At 59.7% G+C, this 23,774-nt stretch carries 20 protein-coding genes; 11 read left to right on the top strand and 9 right to left on the bottom strand.

Annotated elements, in window-relative coordinates; translation table 11 throughout:
• Nucleotides 1-99: 99 nt before the first annotated feature.
• Entirely contained in the window at nucleotides 100-840 is a 741-nt protein-coding gene (locus CFA77_RS08375; RefSeq protein WP_206993065.1) for a pentapeptide repeat-containing protein, read from the top strand.
• A gap of 77 nt (nucleotides 841-917) precedes the next feature.
• On the opposite strand, the gene aspS is transcribed toward CFA77_RS08375, so the two are convergent.
• Nucleotides 918-2,750 (bottom strand): aspartate--tRNA ligase, encoded by a 1,833-nt coding sequence (gene aspS, locus CFA77_RS08370; protein WP_206993064.1) that lies wholly within the window; start codon nucleotides 2,748-2,750, stop codon nucleotides 918-920.
• Nucleotides 2,751-2,848: 98 nt separating this feature from the next.
• On the opposite strand from aspS, the gene rnd reads away from it, so the two are divergent.
• Nucleotides 2,849-4,015: a ribonuclease D gene (gene rnd, locus CFA77_RS08365; protein ID WP_034813294.1), complete on the top strand. Its 1,167-nt coding sequence runs from the start codon at nucleotides 2,849-2,851 to the stop codon at nucleotides 4,013-4,015.
• An 11-nt stretch (nucleotides 4,016-4,026) separates the two neighbouring features.
• On the opposite strand, the gene CFA77_RS08360 is transcribed toward rnd, so the two are convergent.
• Genes CFA77_RS08360 through CFA77_RS08345 form a run of 4 tightly spaced genes read right to left on the bottom strand, consistent with a single transcriptional unit; the run spans nucleotide 4,027 to nucleotide 9,450 of the window.
• Nucleotides 4,027-5,505, bottom strand: coding sequence for a Ppx/GppA family phosphatase (locus CFA77_RS08360; protein ID WP_206993063.1), 1,479 nt, complete (start codon nucleotides 5,503-5,505; stop codon nucleotides 4,027-4,029).
• A 5-nt stretch (nucleotides 5,506-5,510) separates the two neighbouring features.
• Nucleotides 5,511-7,679, bottom strand: coding sequence for an RNA degradosome polyphosphate kinase (locus CFA77_RS08355; protein ID WP_206993062.1), 2,169 nt, complete (start codon nucleotides 7,677-7,679; stop codon nucleotides 5,511-5,513).
• Between the two features lie 29 nt (nucleotides 7,680-7,708).
• A complete protein-coding gene (locus CFA77_RS08350) occupies nucleotides 7,709-8,434 on the bottom strand; it encodes a DnaA ATPase domain-containing protein (RefSeq protein ID WP_206993061.1) in 726 nt (241 codons plus the stop codon).
• The gene (locus CFA77_RS08345; RefSeq protein ID WP_206993060.1) at nucleotides 8,431-9,450 is read right to left on the bottom strand and encodes a hypothetical protein; all 1,020 of its coding nucleotides are present in this window, start codon (nucleotides 9,448-9,450) and stop codon (nucleotides 8,431-8,433) included. The genes CFA77_RS08350 and CFA77_RS08345 overlap by 4 nt, the downstream gene beginning before the upstream one ends.
• A gap of 105 nt (nucleotides 9,451-9,555) precedes the next feature.
• Here CFA77_RS08345 and purM point away from each other — a divergent pair, with 105 nt between their 5' ends.
• Nucleotides 9,556-10,581 carry a phosphoribosylformylglycinamidine cyclo-ligase gene (gene purM, locus CFA77_RS08340; protein ID WP_206993059.1) on the top strand — a complete coding sequence of 342 codons (1,026 nt, stop codon included), beginning with the start codon at nucleotides 9,556-9,558 and terminating at the stop codon, nucleotides 10,579-10,581.
• Nucleotides 10,578-11,168, top strand: coding sequence for a phosphoribosylglycinamide formyltransferase (gene purN / locus CFA77_RS08335; protein WP_206993058.1), 591 nt, complete (start codon nucleotides 10,578-10,580; stop codon nucleotides 11,166-11,168). Before purM ends, purN begins: the two co-directional genes overlap by 4 nt.
• A gap of 123 nt (nucleotides 11,169-11,291) precedes the next feature.
• Here the strand turns inward: purN and CFA77_RS08330 are convergent, their stop codons facing one another.
• Nucleotides 11,292-11,453 carry a hypothetical protein gene (locus tag CFA77_RS08330; protein WP_206993057.1) on the bottom strand — a complete coding sequence of 54 codons (162 nt, stop codon included), beginning with the start codon at nucleotides 11,451-11,453 and terminating at the stop codon, nucleotides 11,292-11,294.
• Between the two features lie 10 nt (nucleotides 11,454-11,463).
• Between CFA77_RS08330 and CFA77_RS08325 the strand changes: the two genes are divergently transcribed.
• Entirely contained in the window at nucleotides 11,464-12,093 is a 630-nt protein-coding gene (locus tag CFA77_RS08325) for a hypothetical protein (RefSeq protein WP_206993056.1), read from the top strand.
• 600 nt (nucleotides 12,094-12,693) lie between these two features.
• Here CFA77_RS08325 and ndk read toward each other — a convergent pair.
• Nucleotides 12,694-13,116 (bottom strand): nucleoside-diphosphate kinase, encoded by a 423-nt coding sequence (gene ndk / locus CFA77_RS08320; RefSeq protein ID WP_034814231.1) that lies wholly within the window; start codon nucleotides 13,114-13,116, stop codon nucleotides 12,694-12,696.
• Between the two features lie 148 nt (nucleotides 13,117-13,264).
• Between ndk and CFA77_RS08315 the strand changes: the two genes are divergently transcribed.
• Complete coding sequence (locus CFA77_RS08315; RefSeq protein WP_206993055.1) at nucleotides 13,265-13,600, top strand: zinc ribbon domain-containing protein YjdM; 336 nt, start codon at nucleotides 13,265-13,267, stop codon at nucleotides 13,598-13,600.
• Between the two features lie 3 nt (nucleotides 13,601-13,603).
• Here CFA77_RS08315 and CFA77_RS08310 read toward each other — a convergent pair whose 3' ends face one another.
• Together CFA77_RS08310 and CFA77_RS08305 are read right to left on the bottom strand one after the other, a co-directional pair.
• Nucleotides 13,604-14,077, bottom strand: a complete 474-nt coding sequence (locus tag CFA77_RS08310; RefSeq protein WP_206993054.1) for a DNA polymerase III subunit chi — start codon at nucleotides 14,075-14,077, stop codon at nucleotides 13,604-13,606.
• Nucleotides 14,078-14,080: 3 nt separating this feature from the next.
• Nucleotides 14,081-15,547: a leucyl aminopeptidase gene (locus CFA77_RS08305; protein WP_206993053.1), complete on the bottom strand. Its 1,467-nt coding sequence runs from the start codon at nucleotides 15,545-15,547 to the stop codon at nucleotides 14,081-14,083.
• A gap of 116 nt (nucleotides 15,548-15,663) precedes the next feature.
• Here CFA77_RS08305 and CFA77_RS08300 point away from each other — a divergent pair, with 116 nt between their 5' ends.
• From CFA77_RS08300 to rnr, 5 genes are all read left to right on the top strand, one after another.
• Entirely contained in the window at nucleotides 15,664-16,806 is a 1,143-nt protein-coding gene (locus CFA77_RS08300; RefSeq protein ID WP_051607661.1) for an LptF/LptG family permease, read from the top strand.
• The gene (gene lptG, locus CFA77_RS08295; RefSeq protein ID WP_034813312.1) at nucleotides 16,806-17,927 is read left to right on the top strand and encodes an LPS export ABC transporter permease LptG; all 1,122 of its coding nucleotides are present in this window, start codon (nucleotides 16,806-16,808) and stop codon (nucleotides 17,925-17,927) included. The genes CFA77_RS08300 and lptG overlap by 1 nt, the downstream gene beginning before the upstream one ends.
• A gap of 67 nt (nucleotides 17,928-17,994) precedes the next feature.
• A complete protein-coding gene (gene topA, locus CFA77_RS08290) occupies nucleotides 17,995-20,571 on the top strand; it encodes a type I DNA topoisomerase (protein WP_206993052.1) in 2,577 nt (858 codons plus the stop codon).
• A gap of 116 nt (nucleotides 20,572-20,687) precedes the next feature.
• Nucleotides 20,688-21,410, top strand: a complete 723-nt coding sequence (locus CFA77_RS08285) for a M23 family metallopeptidase (RefSeq protein ID WP_206993051.1) — start codon at nucleotides 20,688-20,690, stop codon at nucleotides 21,408-21,410.
• 65 nt (nucleotides 21,411-21,475) lie between these two features.
• On the top strand, nucleotides 21,476-23,770 hold the full coding sequence (gene rnr / locus CFA77_RS08280; protein ID WP_206993050.1) for a ribonuclease R: 2,295 nt from the start codon (nucleotides 21,476-21,478) through the stop codon (nucleotides 23,768-23,770).
• Nucleotides 23,771-23,774: the final 4 nt, after the last annotated feature.

The following is a 23,774-nucleotide window of genomic DNA, read 5'->3' as shown; positions in this document are numbered from 1 at the left end:
TTTCCAAGGCATGGCGGAATTGCAACACTTCCCGTGTTTTAGGCAGTCCTTACTGTTTGTTCAGTTTGGGGTAACAAAATCAGGCGTTATCCATGTTCCATGATCCGCTTGGTACATGCACTTCTTACCGCATCCGCCATGTCCTTTGTCGCCTTGTCGGCACAGGCACAGAGCCAACCCGTGGCCTGGTCCCCCGGTTATGCAGGCGCCTGCGGGGAGTGTGACCTATCCGGCAAGAATTTGACTGGCTGGTCCCTCGCTGGCGGAAACTATTCCAGCGCGAACATGGAATACGCTTTCATGCGTGGTGTTCAGGCTGGCAATGCCAATTTTGAGAACGCTAATGCGACCAGCGCAGACATGCGGGGCGCCATTCTTACCTCTGCTCAATTCGCTGGAGCCATTCTGTCTGATGCACGTCTTCAGGGTATTCAAGCATCTGGAGCTGATTTTCGGAGCGCAAATGTTCGCGGCGCGAATCTTCAAACCGCCTTGCTTGTTGGAGCCAATTTTGCTTCGGCAGACCTGACGGGATCCCGGATGGAATCGGCAGACCTGTCAGGTGCCAATCTCACCGGGTCCTGGCTAAACGAAACGATTCTGGCTGGCGCCGTCTTCAACGGCTCAAACATGACCGGTTCCCAACTGCGGAACGCGGCTGTGCATGGCGCCTCATTCAAGGACGTCCGCTTCATTGACGCCGACCTGTCCGGCCTGAAAGGCGCTGAAACCGCAGACTTCGAGGGCGCGTGCGTCTCGCTCAGTTCCACCCTTCCAGCGACCCTTACCCTGCCGCTCTGCGGCACAGCAGTCGCGCCTGCGGCCTTTGCCAGCAAATAGACTTGCAAACGCAAGTCAATGAAAAGGGCGGAGCGCTTGGCCCTCCGCCCTTTGTAAATTGGGATGCGGCGTAATGCTTACGACTTCATCTGCGGCGCAAGGCGAATGTGAAGCTCTTTGAGCTGCTTTTCGTCCACAGGGCTCGGGGCCTGCATCATCAGGTCACGCGCCTGCTGGTTCATCGGGAACAGCGTAACGTCGCGGATATTCTCGGCATCAGCGAGCAGCATGACGATCCGGTCAACGCCCGGCGCAATGCCACCATGTGGTGGCGCGCCGTAGCGGAATGCGTTCAGCATGCCGCCAAACTCCGCTTCCACAACGTCAGGGCCATAGCCTGCCAGCTCGAACGCTTTCAGCATCAGTTCCGGGCTGTGGTTCCGGATCGCACCAGAGGACAGTTCCACACCGTTACAGACGATGTCGTACTGATAAGCCTTCAGGTCCAGTTGCTTCTCTTCAGTATCAGCAGCCAACAACGCATCCATTCCACCTTGAGGCATGGAGAACGGGTTGTGGCTGAAATCGACCTTCTTGTTGTCTTCGTCGTATTCGTACATCGGGAAGTCGACGATCCAGCAGAGGCGGAACACCCCATCCTCGATCAGGCCCAGCTCTTCGCCAACCTTTGTTCGCGCGGCGCCTGCGAGCTTGTAGGCGTCGCTTTTCTTGCCGGCCGAGAAGAAGATACCGTCGCCAGCCCCCAGACCGAGCTTCTCAAGAAGCGCCGCGAGATGGGCAGGATCGAAATTCTTCAGCACAGGATCCTGGCTGTCGACACCGCCGCCATCGGCCTCTTTTAGACGCGCATAGCCAAGTCCTGGTGCCTGCATTTCCTTCTTCGCCCACTTGTCGAGTTCGTCGAAGAATTTGCGGGATTTCTCCGCAGCCGCCTTGGGTGCTGGGATCGCGATCACGCGACCACCCCCGCCGATGATCTTCGCGAAGATGCCAAACCCAGTCTTGCTGTCATCCTCGAAGAATTCGGACACATCCGCCAGTTCGATCGGATTGCGCAGGTCCGGCTTGTCGGAACCGTACTTCGCCATGGCTTCGGCATAGGGGATACGCGGGAACGCGCCATCCGGAACTTTTCGGCCCTTGCCTTCCCAGTTTGCGAACTCGTCGAACACACCCGCCATGACGGGCTCGATCGCACTGAAAACGTCTTCCTGCGTGACAAAGCTCATCTCGATATCAAGTTGATAGAACTCGCCCGGTGAGCGATCTGCGCGCGCGTCTTCATCGCGGAAACAAGGCGCAATCTGGAAGTAGCGGTCGAACCCCGACACCATCAGCAATTGTTTGAACTGCTGCGGCGCCTGCGGCAGCGCGTAGAACTCGCCCGGATGGATACGGCTCGGCACGAGGAAGTCGCGCGCGCCTTCAGGGCTCGACGCCGTCAGGATCGGCGTCTGATATTCCGTGAAGCCCTGTTCGAGCATGCGGCGGCGCAGGCTGGCGATCACCTGGCTGCGCAGGATCATGTTCTTGTGCAGCGTCTCGCGGCGCAGATCGAGATAGCGATGCGTCAGGCGGATCTCTTCCGGATAGTCCGGTTCACCAAACACAGGCAGCGGCAGCTCGGCGGCTTCCGATTGGACGGTAACTTCGCCCGCCACGACCTCGATCTCACCCGTGGCCAGATTCGGGTTCACGAGGCTCTCATCGCGGGCCACGACCTTGCCTTCCAGCGTGATCACGCTCTCCGCACGCAGGCGCTCAACCGTGCCGAAACCAGGTGAGCCCGGATTGAACACGATCTGCGTCAGGCCGTAATGATCGCGCAGGTCGATGAACATCACCCCGCCATGATCGCGGCGACGGTGAAGCCAGCCAGACAGTTTTACGGTTTCACCGACATGGGACTTGCGAAGTTCCCCACAGGTGTGGGAGCGATAGGCGTGCATCGGAAACTTTCTCCGGAAATACGGTCCAACAGAAATAAAAGCGCGAAAGGCATTCAAGCTCTCGCAATTGTCAAGGCGATGCGATACGCAAGCGCGCGATGACTGACAACACCCTGACTCCCATTACTGAGCAGTCTGCACTGGAAGATCTGTGCGGAAAGCTCGCTGAATCCGACTTTATTTGCGTCGATACTGAGTTTCATCGGGAGACGACCTACTGGCCGGAACTCTGCCTCGTCCAAGCCTCCGCCCCCGGCGTAGAAGGCCTGATCGACCCATTGGCCGAGGATTTGGACATTGGTCCCTTCCTCGATCTGATCGCTGCAGACAACCGGGTAAAAGTGTTTCACGCCGCCCGTCAGGACCTTGAAATATTCAACCGTCTGATCGGCCACCCACCCGGCCCGATTTTCGATACCCAGGTCGCCGCGATGGCGCTCGGCCTTGGCGATTCGATTTCATACGACAATCTCGTTCAGCGCGTGCTGAAGCGCCAGATCGACAAATCGAGCCAGTTCACAGACTGGACCCGCCGTCCACTCAGCCAGAAACAACTGGTCTACGCCCTTGGCGACGTAACGCATTTGCGGGACGCCTATCTCAAAATGCGCGATGAGCTGGAACAGCTTGGACGCCTGGGATGGGTGCGCGAGGAAATGGCAGATCTGGAAGATCCCGCCAAATACGATACCGACCCCGCCAAGGCATGGCAGCGACTCAAATTGCGAAAGCCGAAGAAAGACTATGCAGCCATTGTCGTGGCCGTTGCCGCCTGGCGCGAAACCATGGCGCAAGAACTGGACAAACCACGCCGCCGGATCCTGAAGGACGACGCGATTCAGGAAATCGCCAGCCAGAAACCGCGCTCCGAGGGCGATTTCGGCCAGCTCCGCGCAGTGCCAAATGGGTTCATTCGGTCGAAATTCGGCAATGGCCTGCTTGAGGCAGCGATCGATGCCATCGACAATCCAGACAAGTACGCGCCCGAGCTTGGCCCGCGGGTCCAGAACGCCCAGATCCCCGCTGGTGCGCCCGAACTGCTCAAAGTGCTCCTCAAGCATGTCAGCGAGGAGAATGACGTCGTGCCCCGCCTGATCGCAAATGCGGCCGATATCGACCGGATCGCTCGCGGTGAGACGGGTGACGAAATTGCCGCCATGTCAGGCTGGCGTTATGACATGTTCGGGAAACGCGCACAGGCCCTGCTGAATGGGAAACTGGCCGTATCTTTTGAGGGCGGTCAAGTCAGACTGTTCGACGTCTAGGCTGCTCAGCCTCAACTAATAATGACATCCGATTTCAAACGCAGCTGGCTCGCCGTTTGCGAAAGCCTGCGCTCGACCGTATCCGAAACCATCGCCTCATCGGCTTTCGACACTTTCAACTGAAGCGTATCATGCGTGCGAACCAGTCTGGCCCGCTGAAGGATCGGCCCTGACCGACCCGAGAAGACAGCCCCCAGTCGCATCGCACTCCCGATCTGGCGGGCGCGCTCATCCTGCTCCGGCGTCGTGAGCGCGACATACTCATCCGGTCTCTTGAAGTCTTTCTGGTAGCGGCATCCAATGGCATAGGCGATCAGAGCGCGTTCGCCGTGCGAGACGCCGACATAAGGCGCCCTGAGCGCTTGATCATAGGCCATGATGGATCGGTGATCCGGATGGAACCGCCCGGCACTGTCAGCCATCATGCAGGCCGCCTTCTCGATTCTTATGTCCGCGGCAGGCGATCCGAACAAGTCCGGCTCGGGGGCCAGGGCCGGCGCGATGAAATCATGCAGCGCTTCGCCGAACAGGATCTGGTTCTTGTCCAGCCGCGCGAACGCGATCGCGCCATCCATCAGCGGATCGTGCAAAGGCGCGCCCAGCGCATCCCGCAGCACGCCTTCCCGCAAGCCTGCCGAGGAAATGGTCACGCCCTCCAACCGGCTGTTGCCAAGAATTTCCTGAAGCAGAATCGCCGCGACCGGCAAATGCTTGGCGCGGCGTTTGTCGACGTTTTCCAGCATCGCCCGCGCCGTCGAACTGGTTACGCTGTCGAAGCAGAGCTTTGCTGCCTTGTCGACCTGGGATTTCGACATCTGATAGCCCTGCAGCACTTTGAGCGAATAGTCCTCGATCTGCATGTTCAGCTTTGCCACGGTCCGCCATGCGCCGCCCACCGCATAGAAGCGCCCCGTCGATTTTGCCAGCACATCAGACGTCTTGAGCTCCGCCCGTATGGTACGGCGCAGCGCCTTCAGATCAATATCCCCCTCGACCAGAGAAAGCGGGCCAAGCATCAGGCTCTCCCCGTCTGCGGCCTTGCCGCCGATTTGCTTGAACTCAAGACTAGATCCGCCAAGATCGCCGATCATGCCGAGTGGCGCATGGAAGCTCGCCTCTACGCCAACGGCCGACAAGCGTGCCTCATCCTCTCCCGACAGAACCACCACGCGCCGTCCCAGCGCCTTGGACGCCAGGCTGATGAACTCCGGACCATTCTCGGCTGACCGCACGGCTGCAGTTGCCACAGCCGTGTAATGCCTCAAGTGCAAGGCTTTCAGGATCGCGCGATACCGACCAAGAGCCTTCAACGCCGATTCAACACCAGTTGGCGAAAGCTGCCCCGTCTGCATCAAGCCCTGACCCAATCCGGCCATGACTTTCTCATTGAAGGTCGGAAGGATTGAAGCGCCCAGAACATCGTAGATCACCAGACGTACCGAGTTTGACCCGATATCGATAATTGCCGCACGTTCTGATTTGGGAAACATCAAACCTAAACGCCTTCGCGAGGTTTCAGACGTGGCGGCAGGCTGACTTCGAGCGCGCTCCCGCGTCCAGACAGGCTGGGATTGTCCATGAAATATGTGTGGGCCGAGAAAGTCTCTGTATCGGGACGCAATTCCATTCGCTCATAGACGCCGTCTTCTCCCATGATCCAACTTTGTTGTTCGTCATTCAGATTGGCGACCATGATCTGGTTCAGCACCTGACGGTGAACGGTTGGATTTTCAACCGGCACCAATGCCTCGACACGTCGGTTCAGATTTCGCGGCATCCAGTCCGCAGACGAGATAAACACTTTGGCCTTGGGCGATGGCAGAACCTCCCCATTGGCAAAACAGACAATTCGGGAATGTTCCAGGAATCGACCCACAATGCTCTTTACAGAGATATTATCAGACAAGCCCGGAACGCCGGGACGCAGGCAACAGATGCCGCGCACAACCAGAATGATCGGCACGCCCGCCTGGCTGGCCGAATAGAGCGCATCAATCACTTCGCCATCGACCAGCGAGTTCATCTTCGCCCAGACGCCGCAGGGTTCGCCCCGGCGCGCCGCGTCTGCCTCTGCCTCAATCATCCCGATGAGTTTCTCTTTCATGTCGAGTGGCGACATGGAAACCTTTTCCATCACAGGACCGACAGAGGGTGGCTCGCGATAGGCTGTCACAAAGTTGAAGAGCCGATTGGCGTCACGACCCAGCGCCGCATCCGCCGTGAATAGCGACAAGTCTGTGTAGATCCGCGCATTGATCGGATGGTAGTTGCCCGTCCCGTAATGCGTATATGTGCGCAGCTCATCACTTTCGCGGCGCACCACAAGCGACACTTTCGCGTGGGTCTTGTACTCGATGAAACCGTAGACAACCTGAACACCCGCGCGCTCAAGGTCGCGTGCAAGTCGCAAATTGGCTTCTTCATCAAAGCGCGCCTTGATCTCGACCAATGCGGTAACATTTTTTCCGGCCTCTGCCGCTTCCACCAGGGCTGCGACAATCGGTGAATTCGCCGTTGTTCGGTAGAGCGTCTGCTTGATCGCAACGACTTGCGGATCGGCTGCGGCCTGCCGGATGAACTGGACTACAACATCAAACGTCTCGAATGGATGATGAACCAGAATGTCCTTTGCACGGATCGCCGCAAAACAGTCACCCCCCATCTCGCGAATACGCTCGGGGTAGCGCGGCTCATAGGACGGGAACTGCAGGTCTGGCCGATCACTGACAATCAGTTCCGATAGCTGTGCCATTCCAAGAATGCCATCATAGAGAACGATGTCGGCTTCTTCAGCGCCGATCTCATGCGTGATCAGTCGGCGCAGGTCTTCCGGCGCACTGGATTGCATTCGGATACGAACGATCCGGCCCCTGCGACGTTGCTTCAGCAACACTTCAAATTCGCGGATCAGATCTTCGGCTTCTTCCTCGATCTCGATGTCGCTGTCACGGATCACACGGAACAGGCAGCGGTCTTTCTCCTCAAACCCGGGAAAGAGTTCATCGATGAACATGCCGATGACATCTTCCAGCGCAATGAAGCGCAAATTGCCCTTGGTGCCTTTGGGCAGGCGAATGAAACGCCGCACAAAGGCCGGCAATGGAATGATGCCTACATGGGCATCTCCATTCCCCTTGGCGACCAGATTGATCGCAATCGAAAAGCCCAGATTCGGAATGAACGGGAACGGATGCGCGGGATCGACTGCGAGTGGTGTCAGGACCGGGAAGATGTTTGACCGGAAATACTTGTCCAGCTCAACCCGGTCTTTCTTGTTCAGTTCCTTCACGCCCAGCACATGAACGCCTTCGGCATTGAGTTCCTGCTTGAGGCTGCGCCAGCGCACTTGCTGTTCGGCGATCAGGTTCAGGGAAGCCTCTTCAATCCGTTCCACCTGCTCGGCTGGGGTCAAGCCATCCTGACTGGCTTTGACAACGCCGGCCCGCACCTGTTCGCGCAGGCCCGCATAGCGCACCATTTCGAACTCATCGAGGTTGCTCGCCGATATCGACAGGAACCTCAGGCGCTCAAGAAGGGGATGGTCGGTGTTCGACGCTTCTTCCAGCACACGCTGGTTGAACTCCAGCCAAGACAATTCCCGGTTCAGGAACCGCTCCGGCGAATTCATCATCTGCTTCTGGGTTCCAGACTGTCCATCGGCCATGATGCCAAACTCCGCAATTCCATTCAATTCTACAGCATGGACCTCTGATCGGGGTCGGCCCAGCCCAATTCTTCGACGACTTCCCGGGCCAATGGCACCGACGGTGCACGGCCCGCTTCGGTCACCTTATCATTCAATTTCTCTATAAATATTTCGATAGCCTCATAAGAAAGTTCCAGTCGGGGTACCAGATACTTAATGACCTCAGGCTCAAGCTTCAGGAAATAGCGCTCGGCAGCGGATTCCAGCCGCGCCTTGAGCATTTTTTCGTCAGGCTCCCCAATCTCGATCACCGGCAGTGCCATGAGGCGGGATTTCAAGTCGGCTGACTGGGTTTGCCATTGGCTCGGATGGTGCTTTGAAGTCAGCAGGACATGCCCGCCTTCAGCCGTTGCCGAATTGATCAGTGTCAACAAATTCTCGGATTTCTTGACGCGGTCGGCATCGTCCACCGCGACAAATCCCGACGCCAGCGCCGCCAGGCCGCGTGATTTCAGACGGGAAAACTCCTTGGCGACATGATAGCTGCCTTCAAATTCCTGACACCAGGCGCGCGCCAGAACAGACAATCCGCAGCGCGGCGGCCCCAACAGGCAAATGACAGGAAACGGCCAACTCTGCGGCGCGCCGAGCACCGCCAAAGCGCTCTCATTGGCTTCCGTCACCAGAAGCGCATCAAGCGTGGGTTCTTTTGCAGGAAAGCCGAGGCTGAGCTGGCTCGGCTTGTAGGGCCTGTTCGGGTTCGCCGGGTTCACGGTTCCCCCGACGACGACACCGCGGACCGGACAATCCAGCCATAATCATTCTCGGACAGGGAGACCCCGCGCTGCAGCAGATCGTTCTGCAGGCGCGGTGGATCGCCCGCATAGGAAAAGGCAACCATTGCCCCGTCACGCGCAATCGCGTCAATGCGGAATTCCGAGATCAGAGGCGACCGGGCCAGCGCACCGCGCAACGTGTTCCACTCGATCAGAGATGTGTAGCGCACACTCGCCGTGGCCGGGGTCCGCTCGCCGCTGCGGATCACCGAGGTACGCTTCCAGTTTTCATCGAGCAGTCCGAGCATCGCATCGACTGCGCCGTCCAGCGTTTGGGCGAAAGGCGTCGTGCCCACAGGTTCAGTGCCCGCTGCCGTCACGGTCGACACCGTGACGCGCCATGCGCCATCGCGGCCAGACAGGTCCGCCAGAATGCCGCGGCGCGCGCCCATGGCAGACGCCTCCGGTGACAGTTCCATCCAGCTGCTGAAGGCGCTGTAACCGGGGCTGTTCGAGGTCACATAAGGCGACAGCGTCTCATCGCGGCCTGTTCCGAGCGCTTCGCGCCAGGCAGCCTCCAGCCCGGCCGATGGCGCCAACGGGATCAACAGGCCTTTGGGGCCTTGCGTGTCAACATAAGGCACCGAGAGCGATTCCAGATGCGCCCGCACCATGCGCGGATTATAGACCATCGCCAGCGTGCCCTTGTAGCGACCGTTCCCGGCCGTCTCTTCCTGCACATCGACGGCCGCTGACAAGCGGTTCGCGAGTGCGGCATCGATTGGGATGCCCCCGGCAGACACACGGTCATCGGCCAATGTGATCCGGTCGATCAGCACCCGGGCCCCCTTGATCCGGGCTGCAGCCATGGCGCGCTCACGCGCCTCGATCAGCGTGCCGGCAGATTCGTCCACTTCGATATCTGAAACCGTGTAGACATCCCGCGTATCAGCGGAGGCGCCCAGCCCGAGGGCAACCAGGGCGAAAAGGGACGCAATAAGGATACGAATCATGGTCAACGGCCTCCGTTTAGACCTCTTGTAGCAAGCCAGAGCTGGGGCTGGAACCGCAAGCGGCACTGGCAGAGACGTTTTCCCCATGCTAACGCGCGAGTCATCATGAGCGATACATCCAAAACTCCCCTTTCCTACCGTGATGCCGGTGTCGACATTGAGGCAGGAGAAAGGCTGGTTGAGGCCATTGGCCCGCTGGCAAAGGCAACCGCACGCGCAGGCGTCATGGGCGGGCTCGGCGGCTTCGGCGCGCTGTTCGACCTGAAAGCGTCCGGCTATGAGGATCCTGTCCTGGTTTCTGGCACAGACGGCGTCGGCACCAAGCTGATGCTGGCTTTCGAAACCGGCATCCACAACACGGTCGGCATCGACCTCGTCGCCATGTGCGCCAATGACGTGCTCGCCCAAGGGGCCGAGCCGCTGTTTTTTCTGGATTATTTTGCAACTGGCAAGCTCGAATCCGGCATCGCCGAAGCGGTCGTCGCGGGCATCGCCGAAGGCTGCCGCCAGTCCGGATGCGCCCTTGTCGGCGGCGAAACGGCTGAAATGCCCGGCATGTACCCGCCCGGCCATTACGACCTCGCAGGCTTCGTCGTCGGCGCCGTCGACCGCGCTAAGGTCTTGCCGCGCATGGGCGACATGGCCGCAGGCGACGTGCTGATCGGCATCGCCTCGTCCGGCCCGCATTCAAATGGCTATTCCCTGATCCGCCGCATCGTCGAGCGTGAAGGCCTCTCCTACGAGGCCGCCTCGCCTTTCTCCGACGGCACGCTCGGCGAAGCCCTGCTGACCCCGACCCGGCTTTATTCCGCAGCCGCCCTGCCGCTGATCAAGGGCAGCCTGATCAATGGCCTTGCCCACATCACCGGCGGCGGCCTGACGGAAAACACGCCGCGCATGTGCCCCGATCATCTCGTACCCCGTATTGATAGAGACAGCTGGACGCCCGGCCCGGTCTTCCAGTGGCTGCAGGAAGCCGGCGGCGTCGAACTCGACGAGATGCACCGCACCTTCAATATGGGCATTGGCATGGTCTTCTCCGTCGAGCCGGACATGGCCGAGATCGTGATGAACCAGCTGAGCCTGATGGGGGAACACCCGGTCGTGCTCGGAGACCTCGCCCCCGCATGACCCGCCTGAAGCTGGCCATCCTGATTTCCGGGCGCGGCTCCAACATGGAAGCCATCCTGGAGGCGGCGCAGGACCCGACCTATCCGGCCAAACCCGTCCTCGTCCTGTCCAACCGGCCGGACGCCAAAGGGCTGGAAACGGCAGCCGCCGCCGGCATTGCGACCGCCGTCATAGATCACAAGACCTATGGCAAGGACCGCGAAGCCTTTGAGCGCGCGATGCACGAACAGCTCACAGAGGCAGGCGTCGAGATCATTGCACTAGCCGGGTTCATGCGGGTGCTGACACCCTGGTTCGTCAACACATGGGAAGGCCGGATGGTCAACATCCACCCCTCGCTGCTGCCAAAGTACAAAGGCCTCGACACCCATCAGCGCGCGCTGGATGCGGGCGATACCGAAGCCGGCTGCACTGTCCACTGGGTCAGTCCCGGTGTCGATGATGGCGAAATCATCCAGCAGGCGAGCCTGCCCATCCTGCCGGGCGACACAGCCGACAGCCTCGCCGCACGCCTCCTGCCAGTCGAGCACCAGCTCTACCCGAAAGCGCTGGCCAAGGCCTGCGCCGAAATTCAGGCGCGCGACTGAACTCCCTGCCCAAATTGAAGTCGCGAAGTTCGCTTGGCGCTCTTGATGTCCCGGTCAGCATGGGTAGGCTTCATGCCAAGCCAAAATGACCGTGGGGACGTAATCGGTTCACATCATCACTCGCTACCGCAGACTCAGCCTGTGGAACAAGATCGCTTTTTGGGGCTCGCTGGCTTCAATCTTCGGCGTCGCAATCTTTGTCTGGAACACGATTGATACGGCCCGGCGCCAGTTCTCTGAACCTATCACGATCAGCCGGGTATATGATGAGATAGACAGCTTCATATACGAAGGTGTGAGTGATGAGCGACCCATCGAGGATGTCCGCCAAACCCTTCCGGCGATTTCCTCCACGCCTTTCCTCTCATTCTCGGTTCGGTCGGACGCCGAGAAACACACAGTGCAGTTTGCGCCCTACCTGCTGATCGACGTTCTGTCTGCTGAACCTTTCGCACCGCAAATGCTTGCGCTGTTCGAAGCCCAGCGCGGTGCAGGTGGTGAACAGCGCGAGTTCAAAGGCATGCTGCGCCCCGTAACCGGCCTGCAATTGGCCCCGCATCTGGACCCTTATGACCGCACCTTGAAACAGGTGGATTTCTTCACGCTCGCACCCGGCGAGATTGAAGAAGTGTTTTTGAACCTTGGCTACTATCCTGGCTACAAGTTCACATACCGGATCGGGCTACAGTATCGGTATCAGGACAAGGACAGGACCCTGTGGCTGCCGGATTCATATGAGCGTGGCGTACCCAATACCGAACTTCCTGTGTCACATTTCGGGCGGGCCTATGTCGTCTCATTCCATCCCGACAGCTATGAAGAAGATGTTGCAATAACCCAATCCCGGTACACAGAATTTCAGGATGAAGTTGAGCAATTTGTCCAGCAAACGCGGGTTTTCTCTCCACGGGATGTCGACTTGTAGGTAGCAGACTAGCCTCCAGTCCACGCGGGTTCATGCCTTTCGAATTCGTCGGAGACACTGCGCAAATATGCTGGTGAGACGATGCCAGCCTTTTCCCTCTTCCAGCCCTTGCCGGGCCTGCCTTGGCCTCTTTTGCTCATCTGGCCCCTGATCTTCTGGCGCATCCAGCGCCTGAGGGCGTGGTTCCGCGCCAATGGCCGCCCCGGCTCTCAGATGCTCTGGGGCATCACACGAAGCGGGCGGGTTGTGGTCAATCTGTTGTCGGATGATCTATCGGGACGGAGGCCGCTCCAATCCGGATTCGGTTTTGAACCGTCACGCCCTTTCCGTGAAGCGGCCTACGGCGAATTGATCATTCTCACCCCCGATCCGTGTCCCCGGCGGATGCCGGGGCCTCCTGCAGCAAGAGATCCCGGCTTTCGCCAGGAATGCAGGCTCTATCACCTGCCGCGTCCGGACACATGACTCCGCCAGCCTTGAAGCTGATCTGGTAACCCCCGGAAGGCGCCGCCTGCCCGGCCGTTTGTGCTGCGCGCAACAAAAAGGGCCCAACCTTGCGGCGGGCCCTCTCTGAATTCTCATCTGCCCGAAGGCGTCGCCTTAGCCAGCGATGTCGGCTTCGGAGAAGAATTGCGCGATCTCGATCGCGGCATTCTCTTCGGAGTCCGAACCGTGCACGGTGTTTTCGCCGATGGATTTGGCGAACAGTTTGCGGATCGTGCCGTCAGCGGCTTCGGCCGGGTTCGTGGCGCCCATGACTTCACGGTAGGCGGCAACAGCGTTCTCGCCTTCGAGGACCTGAACGACAACCGGGCCGGACGTCATGAATTCAACCAGTTCACCGAAGAATGGACGCTCGCTATGAACGCCATAGAAGCGCTCGGCCTGGGCCTGCGTCATCTGGATGCGGCGCTGGCCGATGATGCGGAGACCGGCTTTCTCGATGACGGCGTTGACGGCGCCGGTCAGGTTACGCTCGGTGGCGTCCGGCTTGATGATAGAAAAAGTGCGCTGAACAGCCATGATGACATCCTGCTTGAAAGGGAAAAAAGGGTTCTGGCGCGGCCTATAGCGGGGCGGGCCCAGCGGGGCAAGCATCGAAGGCCGCTATTGCGCAGGCGGCCCGAGAGGCATAGGGGCTGGGGCCTGAAATTCGACAAGGATCCGACCCATGAGCGCGCTGCCTCCCTGCCCCAATTGCGATTCCGAATACACGTATGAAGACGGCGCGCTGCTGATCTGCCCGGAATGCGCCCATGAATGGAGCCTGGAAGATACCAAAGCCGCTGAAGCGCCGGCTGTCGTGGATTCCAACGGCACCCCGCTCGCAGACGGCGATACGGTGACGGTGATCAAGGACCTCAAGATCAAGGGCTCGTCCTCAGTCGTCAAACGCGGCACCAAGGTCAAGAATATCCGTCTCGTCGACGGCGATCACGATATCGACTGCCGCATCGACGGTATTGGCCAGATGGGCCTGAAATCGGAATTCGTGAAAAAGGCCTGACGCCTACTTGCCTGCCTCCTGCCAGCCGCCATTCGGCGTCTGCTGGAAATATCGGGTCACCAACCCGGCATCCTTGGCCGCTTTGAACTGTTGGCGGGCCAGATTGCGCGTGTCCGTATCGCCATCATCGAACATGACCATGCAGCGCGTATAGGGCGCATCGACGGGCGCCTTCGTTCCGTCCATCAGGAACAACGCATCGGCCTGGTTCAAATTCTCCGGCTTGCCGGCCAGCAGGATCGGCTGCCGCGCAGGATCAAGCCCCGGCGCCTCGGCCTGGCCATGCGGCAGGAAAGTCTTCTCGTCGAAAGTCCAGAGGCTCGCATCCAGCGCCGCCCGGCGCTCGACACTCGGGCTGACCGCCAGAACGCGCCAACCAACATCAAGGCATTTCTGCATCAGCGGCGCCGCAGCCTGCTCCAGCGTGGTGCGGGAGAGATGGTAAAACCACCATTCAGGCTTCGGCGCCTCTGACATCACCTAGTTCTCGTAATTGTCCGCGATCCAGCGGTCGAGCAGACGCGGGCCGAAGCCGGATGCCCAGCTCACATCGAAGGCGGCCTTCTCACCTTCAACCCAGGCAACGCCCGCGATATCGAGGTGCGCCCATTTCACGCCCTCTTTCACGAAGCGCTTCAGGAATTGTGCCGCTGTGATCGAGCCAGCAGCCCGGCCGCCAATATTGCGCATGTCGGCAAATTTCGACTTCAGCAGCGAGTCATATTCTGGCCCGAGCGGCAGGCGCCACACGCGCTCCCCTTCGGTCTGGCCAGCCTTGGAGAGCTCATTCGCCAGATCGTCGCTCTCCGTGAACAGGCCCGCATGATGATGGCCCAGCGAGATTACAATTGCACCGGTCAGCGTGGCGAGATCCACCATCGCCTTCGGTTTGAAATGCTCCTGCGCATACCAGAGCACGTCGCAAAGCACGAGACGGCCTTCGGCATCGGTGTTCTGGACCTCGATGGTCTGTCCGGAAGCCGACTTCAGAATGTCGCCCGGGCGGATCGCGTCGCCATCCGGCATGTTCTCAACCAGACCCACGAGACCGATCACATTGACCTTGGCCTTGCGCTCGGCCAGCGCGCGGATTGCACCGGTCACAGCCGCTGCGCCGCCCATATCCCCGCGCATGTCTTCCATGCCCGGTCCGGGCTTCAACGAGATGCCGCCCGTGTCGAAACAGACGCCCTTGCCAATCAGGATCACCGGGTCTTCGCCTTCGGCGCCGCCCATCCATTTCATCACGCCGAGCTGGCTTTCCTTGACGCTGCCCTGACCGACGCCAAGCATGGAATTCATGCCGAGTTTGGCAAGCTCCGCTTCGCCGAGCACTTCGACCTGAACACCATACTGGCCCAGCTCGCGGCACTTCTCTGCAAAGCTGGCCGGATAGAGATCGTTCGGTGGCATGTTGACCAGATCGCGCGCAAGCTTGGTGCCTTCGGCGCCCGCATTCAACGGAACGAATGCCGCTTCTGCCGCAGGCACATCGGAGACCACCAGTGTCACGCTTTCAAGGCTTGGCTTCTGGTCATCTTTCAGCTTGGTGAAATATGTATCGAAGCGATAGCTGGCGAGCTTCGCACCGAGCGCAATGCGCGCAGCATCTTCTGCAGAACCAGCATGGACCGCGAGAGATTTGAAACCGCTGCCGGAATGGGACTTGTAAAGATTGGCACCGAGGCCTTCGAGAACGCGCGCATCGCGCTTGTCCTTCTTGCCTGCACCGATCAGCACCGCACGGCGAGCATCGCTGCCCTTGGGCAGAACGATAAAGGCCTGCTGGTCCTTCTTGCCACTGAACCGGCTGCCGTCCATGGCTTCTGACAACAGACCGCCCGTGGTTTCGTTCAGCGCGGCCGCAGCTTCGGGAAGATCCCCGTCTTCATCGACCAGAAAGGCGATGATGTCGGCCTTGGCACTTTCAGCAAATGTGATTTTCATGTGTGGATTCTCCATTTGCAGCGGAAACTAAACGTCGACGCGCGTTGCGCAACTCGTTAGCTAGGGAAATATCACCCCTTTCTGAAGGATTCTGCGAAAAGCCTGCTAATCGCCTTATGACCAAAGTCCAGACATACCTGTTTTTCGAAGTCCTGAAGGCTGTGGTCATCATCATTGGCGGGCTCGCCATGCTGGCCTTGCTGGCCCAAGGGCTTTCACGCACCGATTTGATTCTGGAAAACCGCCAGTCTGCGATCACCTATTTCTATATTGTCATGCTCGGCGCACCGCAGATCATAGCGCTTCTGACCCCGCTCGCCCTGTTCGTGGCAACGGTCTGGTCGCTGAACCGCATACACAAGGATAGCGAGATCGTTGTCGCGCAGGCCGCCGGCATGACCCGCTGGCAGATCGCTTCACCGATCATGCGGCTCGCCGTGCTTTGTCTCGTCGCACACCTGACCGTGAACCTCTGGGTCCAGCCCGCCGCTCAACGCGCCATGCGCGAAACCGTGGCGACAGCGCGCGCCGATCTGGCTGCCGCCTTGATCCGGCCCGGTCAGTTTACCTCCAATGGGGACCGGCTGACCTTCTATGCGCGCGAACAGGCCGGCGGCGAACTGCGTGGCGTGCTGATCTCCGACATGACCGATCCGGAGAACCCCACTGACATTCTCGCGCGCAGCGCCGCGCTGATTGAAGTCGAAGGCAGCCCAACACTCCTGCTGCGGGATGCGACCAGCCAACAGCTCGACGCAAACAACCAGCTATCGATCCTGGAATTCGACCAATACTTGTTCGATCTGACTGACTTCATGAAAGAGGACTCAGACCTCGTCCTGAAGGCATCGGACAAATATCTCTATGAATTGTTCTTCGTGGACCGAACCAATTATTTCGAACTCAAGGAAATAGACTCCCTGCTGGCGGAAGCGCACAGTCGCCTGACCACACCCCTGCTGAACATCGTCATGACGCTGCTGGCGATCTTTGCAGTGCTCGGCGGGGATTTCAGCCGCAAGGGCTACAGCAAGCGGATTGGCTGGGCGACCGGTGGTGCCATCGGCGTTCTGATTGTGCAGTTGGTATTGCAATCGGCCGCCGCGAATGATCCGGCGCTCAATGTGCTGCAATGGCTCGTCCCGCTCGGCATCATTGCAATCCTCAGCTATATCTATTTTGCGAGAGGGCGCCACCTCGGCAAGGTCGATCGCCCACCACTTGAGTTATTCCGGAACCCGACCGGAGCCACCAGCTGATGCCTCTATTTTCCAAGATACAGAGATACATCCTGAAGGAATGCCTCATGGGACTGGCCCTTGTGCTGGGCATCCTCCTGCTGGCCATTCTCATGATCGATGTGGTCGAGCAACTGCGCACAGTGGGCGGCGATGTACGCCTCAGCATTCTTGGCGCGCTCAACCTGTCCCTGATGAAACTGCCGCAAATTGTCGAACAAACCTTGCCCTTTGCGCTGCTGATCGCCTCCATGATGGCCTTCACCCGGCTCAATCGCCGGTCGGAATTGTCCATCATCCGCGCCAGCGGCATTTCGGCGTGGCGCTTCCTGACCCCGGTCATGGTCCTCGGCGTGGTCCTCGGCCTGTTCACAATGATGGTGCTCAATCCGTTTGCGGCGAAACTGACCGAGTCCTTTGAGCAGACGCGCGACCGCCTGCTCAATGAAGGCCGTCCTACCCTTTCGGTTTCCGATACAGGCATCTGGTTGCGCCAGGGTGACGAAACCAACCAGATTGTCATTCACGCCAAGCGCGTCGCCGAAGGCGGGGTGAACCTTCAGGATGTGAAGATGATCCAGGAAGAGCGCCTCTACGCAGATGGGCGACCGACCAATGACTACGCCTTTGCCCGCCGGATCGACGCGGATAGTGCGATTCTGCGCAATGGCTTCTGGCAGCTTGAAGGCGTAATCGAAAATGTTCCGAACGCTCCACCCGAGTTCAAGGAAAATCTCGCCATCCCCACGACACTGGACGCGGTCACGCTGCTCGACAAATTTGCGTCTCCCAACACGATTGGCTTCTGGCAATTGCCGCATTTCGTTCGCCAGACCCAAGCCGCCGGCCTGGACGCTTCGCGCTACAAGATGCGCCTCAACGCGCTCATGGCCCTGCCGGCCCTTTTTGTGGCGATGGCGCTGATCGGCGCCGTTGTGTGCCTGCGCCTGCAGCGAATGGGTGGAAATTCACAGCTTCTGGCCATCGGGTCGCTCGCAGCGGTCGGGCTGTATTTCTTCACTCAATTCTCTTCCAGCCTCGGGGCAACAGGTGCAGCGCCCCCCGTGATCGCAGCATGGAGCCCGCCACTCTTTGTGCTGTTCTGCACGCTCACCTTCATCGCCTATCGGGAAGACGGCTAATCACAACCCGGCCTTGACAGGGCCTGTCTCCCGACCCCATCTCTCGCCGCCTTAAAGAGGTAAGCGCATGAAACTTGTCGTCGTCGAGTCGCCCGCAAAGGCGAAAACCATCAACAAGTATCTCGGCAAGGACTATAAGGTCCTGGCGTCCTACGGGCATATCCGTGACCTTCCCTCCAAGAATGGTTCGGTCGATCCCGACGATGATTTCGCGATGGTGTGGGAGGCAGATTCCAAATCGTCCAAGCGTATCTCCGAGATCGCAGCGGCGTTGAAAGAAGCCGACACGCTGATCCTCGCGACCGACCCCGATCGCGAAGGCGAAGCCATCAGCTGGCACCTCGTGGAAGCCTTGCGCAAGCGCCGCGCCCTGAAGAAGGACACGCCAGTCGAGCGTGTCGTCTTCAACGCGATCACCAAGAATGCAGTCACGACCGCAATGGAACATCCCCGCCAGATTGATGGCGAACTGGTCGATGCCTATCTGGCGCGCCGCGCACTCGACTATCTGGTCGGCTTCAACCTGTCGCCGGTCCTGTGGCGCAAATTGCCTGGTAGCCGGTCGGCTGGCCGCGTCCAGTCTGTGGCACTGCGCATCGTTTGCGACCGCGAGAACGAGATCGAGATGTTCCGGCCGCAAGAGTACTGGAATGTGGCGGCTAACCTGCGCGCCCCAGACGGCACCGACTTCGAAGCGCGCCTCTATAGTCTCGACGGCGAAACGCTGAAAAAGTTCACGCTGGGCAACAAGGGCGACGCCGACAAGGCGCTGGAAATTGTCCAGATCGGCGGCTATTCCGTCACCTCGGTTGAGGCCAAGCCGGTCAAGCGCAATCCGCCCCCACCCTTCATCACGTCCACGCTGCAGCAGGAGGCCTCCCGCAAGATCGGCTTCAACGCCAAGCGGACGATGCAGGCTGCCCAGAAGCTCTACGAAGAAGGTCGCATCACGTATATGCGTACCGATGGCGTAAACATGGCCGAGGAAGCCTATGCGGCAGCCCGGTCCATGATCCAGTCGAACTATGGCGCGCGTTACCTGCCAGAAAAGACCCGCCGCTATTCTTCGAAGGCCAAGAACGCCCAGGAAGCGCACGAAGCCATCCGGCCGACCAATTTCGACCTTCGCCCGGAAGATTATCATGGCGATGGCGACCTGAAGAAACTCTACACGCTCATCTGGCGACGCGCGGTCGCCTCGCAAATGGAAACCGCCCGCTTCGAGCGCACCACCATCGACATGACCTCCAAGGACAAGCGCGCGGTCCTGCGCTCGACCGGTCAGGTCCTGGTGTTTGATGGCTATATCAAGCTCTACACCGAAGGTCGCGATGAAGGCGATGATGGCGACGATGACGAAAATCGCCTGCCCAAGATGGAAGAAGGCCAGCATGCGGACCTGCTGAAAGCCGAGGCCAGCCAGCACTTCACCACACCGCCACCACGCTTCACGGAAGCCTCGCTGGTCAAGAAGCTTGAAGAGCTCGGCATCGGCCGCCCGTCTACATATGCGTCGACCCTCTCCACGCTGGAAGATCGCGACTATGTCCGCATCGAGAAGAAACAGCTGATCCCCGAGGACAAGGGACGCCTCGTGACGGCGTTCCTTGAGAACTTCTTCCGGCGCTATGTGGAATATGATTTCACCGCCGGGCTCGAAGAGAAGCTCGACATTATCTCGGATGGCAAGCTCGACTGGAAAGCCTTTCTGAAGGAATTCTGGCAGCAATTCGCCGCCGATATCGACGAGACGAAAGACCTTCGTGTCTCAGCGGTTCTGGACGTTCTCAACGAGGAACTCGGAGCCTATGTGTTCCCGCGCCAGGATGCGGACGGCAATCCGATCGAGAACCCGCGCCAGTGCCCGCTCTGCAAGGAAGGCGAGCTTTCAATGAAGCTGGGCCGCTTTGGCGCTTTTGTCGGCTGTTCACGCCATCCTGAGTGCAAGTTCACCCGCCAGTTCAGCGCCGATGGCGACGCTGCCGCGGCGATCAATCCGGACGGCAACGAGCTGGGCCTGCACCCCGACACAGGCGAGATGATCTATCTCAAGACCGGCCGGTTCGGCCCCTATGTCGAGATGGCGAATGGCGAGAAGCCCAAGCGTGCTTCGCTGACCAAGGCCGAAAAGGAAAACCCGCAGGACATCACGCTCGACCGCGCTGTCGAACTGCTGATGCTGCCCCGCGAAGTTGGCAAACACCCGGAAGACAACGAACCGATCCTTGCCAATTTCGGTCGCTTCGGCCCCTATGTTCAGCATGGCAAGACCTATGCGAACCTCAAGGATCCGAACGATGTCTTCACCATCGGTCTGAACCACGCCGTTACACTGATCGCCGACAAACGCGCCAAACAGGGGGCACGAGGAGGCGCCGCCGCGCTGAAATCCCTTGGCGATCATCCGGATGGCGGCGCTATCGAGGTCTTCGAAGGCCGCTACGGGCCGTATGTGAAGCATGGCAAGACCAATGCGACCCTGCCCAAGGACGTGACGCCGGATGTGGTTACGCTGGAACAGGCCATCGAGCTGATCAACGCCAAGGCATCCAAGGGCGGCAAGAAGGCTCCAGCCAAGAAAAAAGCCCCCGCCAAGAAGAAGGCGCCGGCGAAGAAGAAAGCCCCTGCCGCCAAAAAGGACTGATCTGGAATTGTGCGAATTCAGCCAGGGACTGCGCGCGAGCGCGGCAAACCCTCGGTTGATCCAATCCCTATCGAGTGGTTTACTGTTAACGTATCGTTGGGTGCCGGTTTTTGGCCATGTCCACCATTGAGAAATTCGCCTTTCTCGGAGCGGTGACGCTCGCATCAGTCCTGATCGCACAGGAACTGGATAAGGCCGTTATGCCTTCCGATACGGCCCTCACTGTCATTGAGGTCGTCGAAACGGAACCGCCCGCCCCCGAGCCGGTTGTTCCGCCGACCATCCTGTCGCTGGCGCCCAGCCCGGCAGGATTTCTCGACAGGCTGACGGCCTGCAAGGGGCTGTCGCCCAGCTTCGGTTCCAATGTCGACAGCGACCTCGTCGTGACCGACTACAAACCCTTTGTGCTGGCGGAAGGCACGGTCCGGCTGGCCACCGCTCCCGTCGGCGGCGGATGCCTGTCATCAGTGTTCGGGCCAAGGAATGGCGGCCTGCACAAGGGCCTCGACTATTACAGCAAGGAAGCGGTGCCCGTCTTCGCCGCTGCGGATGGGGAAATACGCCGGCGGCGCTATCGCAGTGATTATGGCAACATGATCGTGCTGGATCATGGCCGCGGCGTCTTCACGCGTTATGCCCATCTGGAAACCTTCGCAGACCCGGACGAAGGCGAACGCGTCAGTGCCGGGCAATATCTCGGCATGATGGGCAATACGGCGGGCTACCAGATCCCGCGCCACCTTCACTATGAAGTACTGACCGGGAAATGGGGTGCGCAAGCCGGATCCTTCGCCCTGACACCCGTAGACGTGATGTCCCTGCCGGAAGCTGTCGACTGACCGCGAAATCGCGCGCTGCATAAAACCCCCGCGCATTTTTCTGCGAGTCCCCCTATATGGGCGGTATGAGTTTCCCAGATAAGAAAACAGTGCTCGATTTCATTCGAGACAATCCGAACGCAACGACCAAACAGGACATTGCCCGCGGCCTGCACGTAAAAGGCCGCGAGCGCGCCGTGCTGCGCGAAATCCTGAAGGAGTTGGAGGCCGATGGCACGCTGGAGCGGACAGGCAAACGTGCCTGGTCCCAGGCGGATCGCCCCCCTTCGACCGGCGTTGTCCAATTCACCCATACCGACGAAAATGGCGACCTGATCGGCAAGGCCCTCGGTGACAATGGCCCGTTTGGGCCGGACATCATCTATTCCGGCCTGTCCGGTAAGCAGAAAGGCGAAGCCACCGAGCCCGGCGAAGGCGACCGCGCGCTTTGCAAGATCACCCAGGTCGATGGCGACTGGCAGGCCCGGGCGCTGACCGTGCTGGAAAAACAGCTGACCAATTCGCTCGTCGGCATGTATTCGCAAGGCCCGCGCGGCGGCAAGGTCACGCCGGCCAATCGCAAGGAACGCCGCGAATTCCTGATCCAGGAAGCCGACCGCCATGGTGCCGAGGATGGCGATCTCGTGGTCACAACGCCCAAGCCACAGGGCCGCCGGCAATATGGTCCCAATCTCGGCGTGATCCGCGAAGTGATCGGCCATATCAGCGATCCCCGCTCAGCCAGCCTGCTGGCCATTCATGCCCATGGCATCCCGGTCGACTTCCCTGAAGCGGCGCTGGAACAGGCCCGCAATCCAAAACCCGCTGCGGCGGAGCGTGAGGACCTGACAAAAACCCCGCTCATCACCATCGACCCGCATGATGCGCGCGACCATGATGACGCAGTATTCGCCGAACAGCTGGATGATGGCTGGCGCGTGATCGTCGCCATCGCCGACGTGGCGGCGTTCGTCACGCCAGACTCGCCGCTCGATCGCGAAGCGCTGAAGCGCGGCAACTCGACCTATTTCCCGGACCGCGTGGTCCCGATGCTGCCGTTTGAACTGTCAGCGGATGAATGCTCCCTGCGCGAGGGCGAGCTGCGCCGCTGCATGGCGGTAGAGATGATCTTCGACAAGTCGGGCTCCAAGCGCTCGCACCGTTTCATTCGCGGCATGATGAAGTCAGCAGCCAAGCTCTCCTATGAGGAGGCTCAGGCGGCGATTGACGGCAAGCCGGGCGGCAAGGCTGGCGACATGCTGGAAACCGTCCTGAAGCCGCTCTGGGGCGCCTATGCAGCGCTTTCCAAGGCACGGGACGATCGCTCTCCGCTGGATCTCGACCTGCCCGAGCGTCGCATCGTGTTTTCCGAGGATGGCGAAATCGAAGGCATCATTACCAAGGAACGTCTCGACGCTCACCGCCTGATCGAGGAATTCATGATCCAGGCGAACGTGGCAGCCGCTGAAACCCTGGAAAAGCAGAAAAGCCCGCTGATCTATCGTGTCCACGACACGCCCACAGATGCGAAGATCGCCGCCTTCGCCGAATTCCTGCAGACCATCGACATGAAATGGAATATCGGCCAGCGCCCGCAGACCGAGAATTTCAACCGTCTGCTTGGCGAAATCCGCGATGGCGATTACGACCAGATGGTCACCCAGATGGTGCTACGCACACAGGCTCAGGCGATCTATTCGGAAGAGAATCTGGGCCATTTCGGCCTGAACCTTATCCGCTACGCGCACTTTACTTCACCGATCCGGCGCTATGCTGACTTGATCGTGCACCGCGCGCTGATCGCCTCGCTCGGGCTCGGCCCGGACGGCCTGTCCAAGGACATGTCGGTACGGCTGGAGGAGATGGCTCAGCACATCTCAGATACCGAGCGCCGTTCCATGGCCGCTGAACGCGAGGCCACCGACCGCTACCTTGCCATTTTCCTTGCTGATCGAGTTGGTAGTGAATTTGAGGGACGCATCACGGGCGTCACTGGCGCAGGGCTATTCATCGCGCTGGCTGGCTCAGGTGCAGACGGGTTCGTCCCGATTTCATCTATCTCCGATGATTATTGGGTGCATGATGACACCGCAATGCAGATTTATGCGCGGGGATCAGGCAAAACCTATGGTCTCGGTCAGATCGTTCGGGTGAAGCTGAAAGAGGTTACCCCTCTTCAAGGTGGCCTCCTGCTCGAAATGCTATCCGACCCGATGCCAGCCCCGGAAGGGCGCCAGGAGGCACGCGAGCGCCATGATACAGGCCGCGGTCGTCCCCCGCGCAGAAAGACCGGCCCCGGCAAGCCAACGGGTAAGCGCCCCGGCAAAGGGAAGTTCAACAAGAAGACGCTGCCCAAGCACAAGCGCAAGAGCCGGAAATAGTTTG

The organism is Hyphomonas sp. KY3 (assembly GCF_017309975.1).
In the GTDB taxonomy this organism is placed as follows: domain Bacteria; phylum Pseudomonadota; class Alphaproteobacteria; order Caulobacterales; family Hyphomonadaceae; genus Hyphomonas.
Note: the sequence above shows the minus strand (reverse complement) of the source record. Positions and strands in the feature narration are given on the sequence as shown.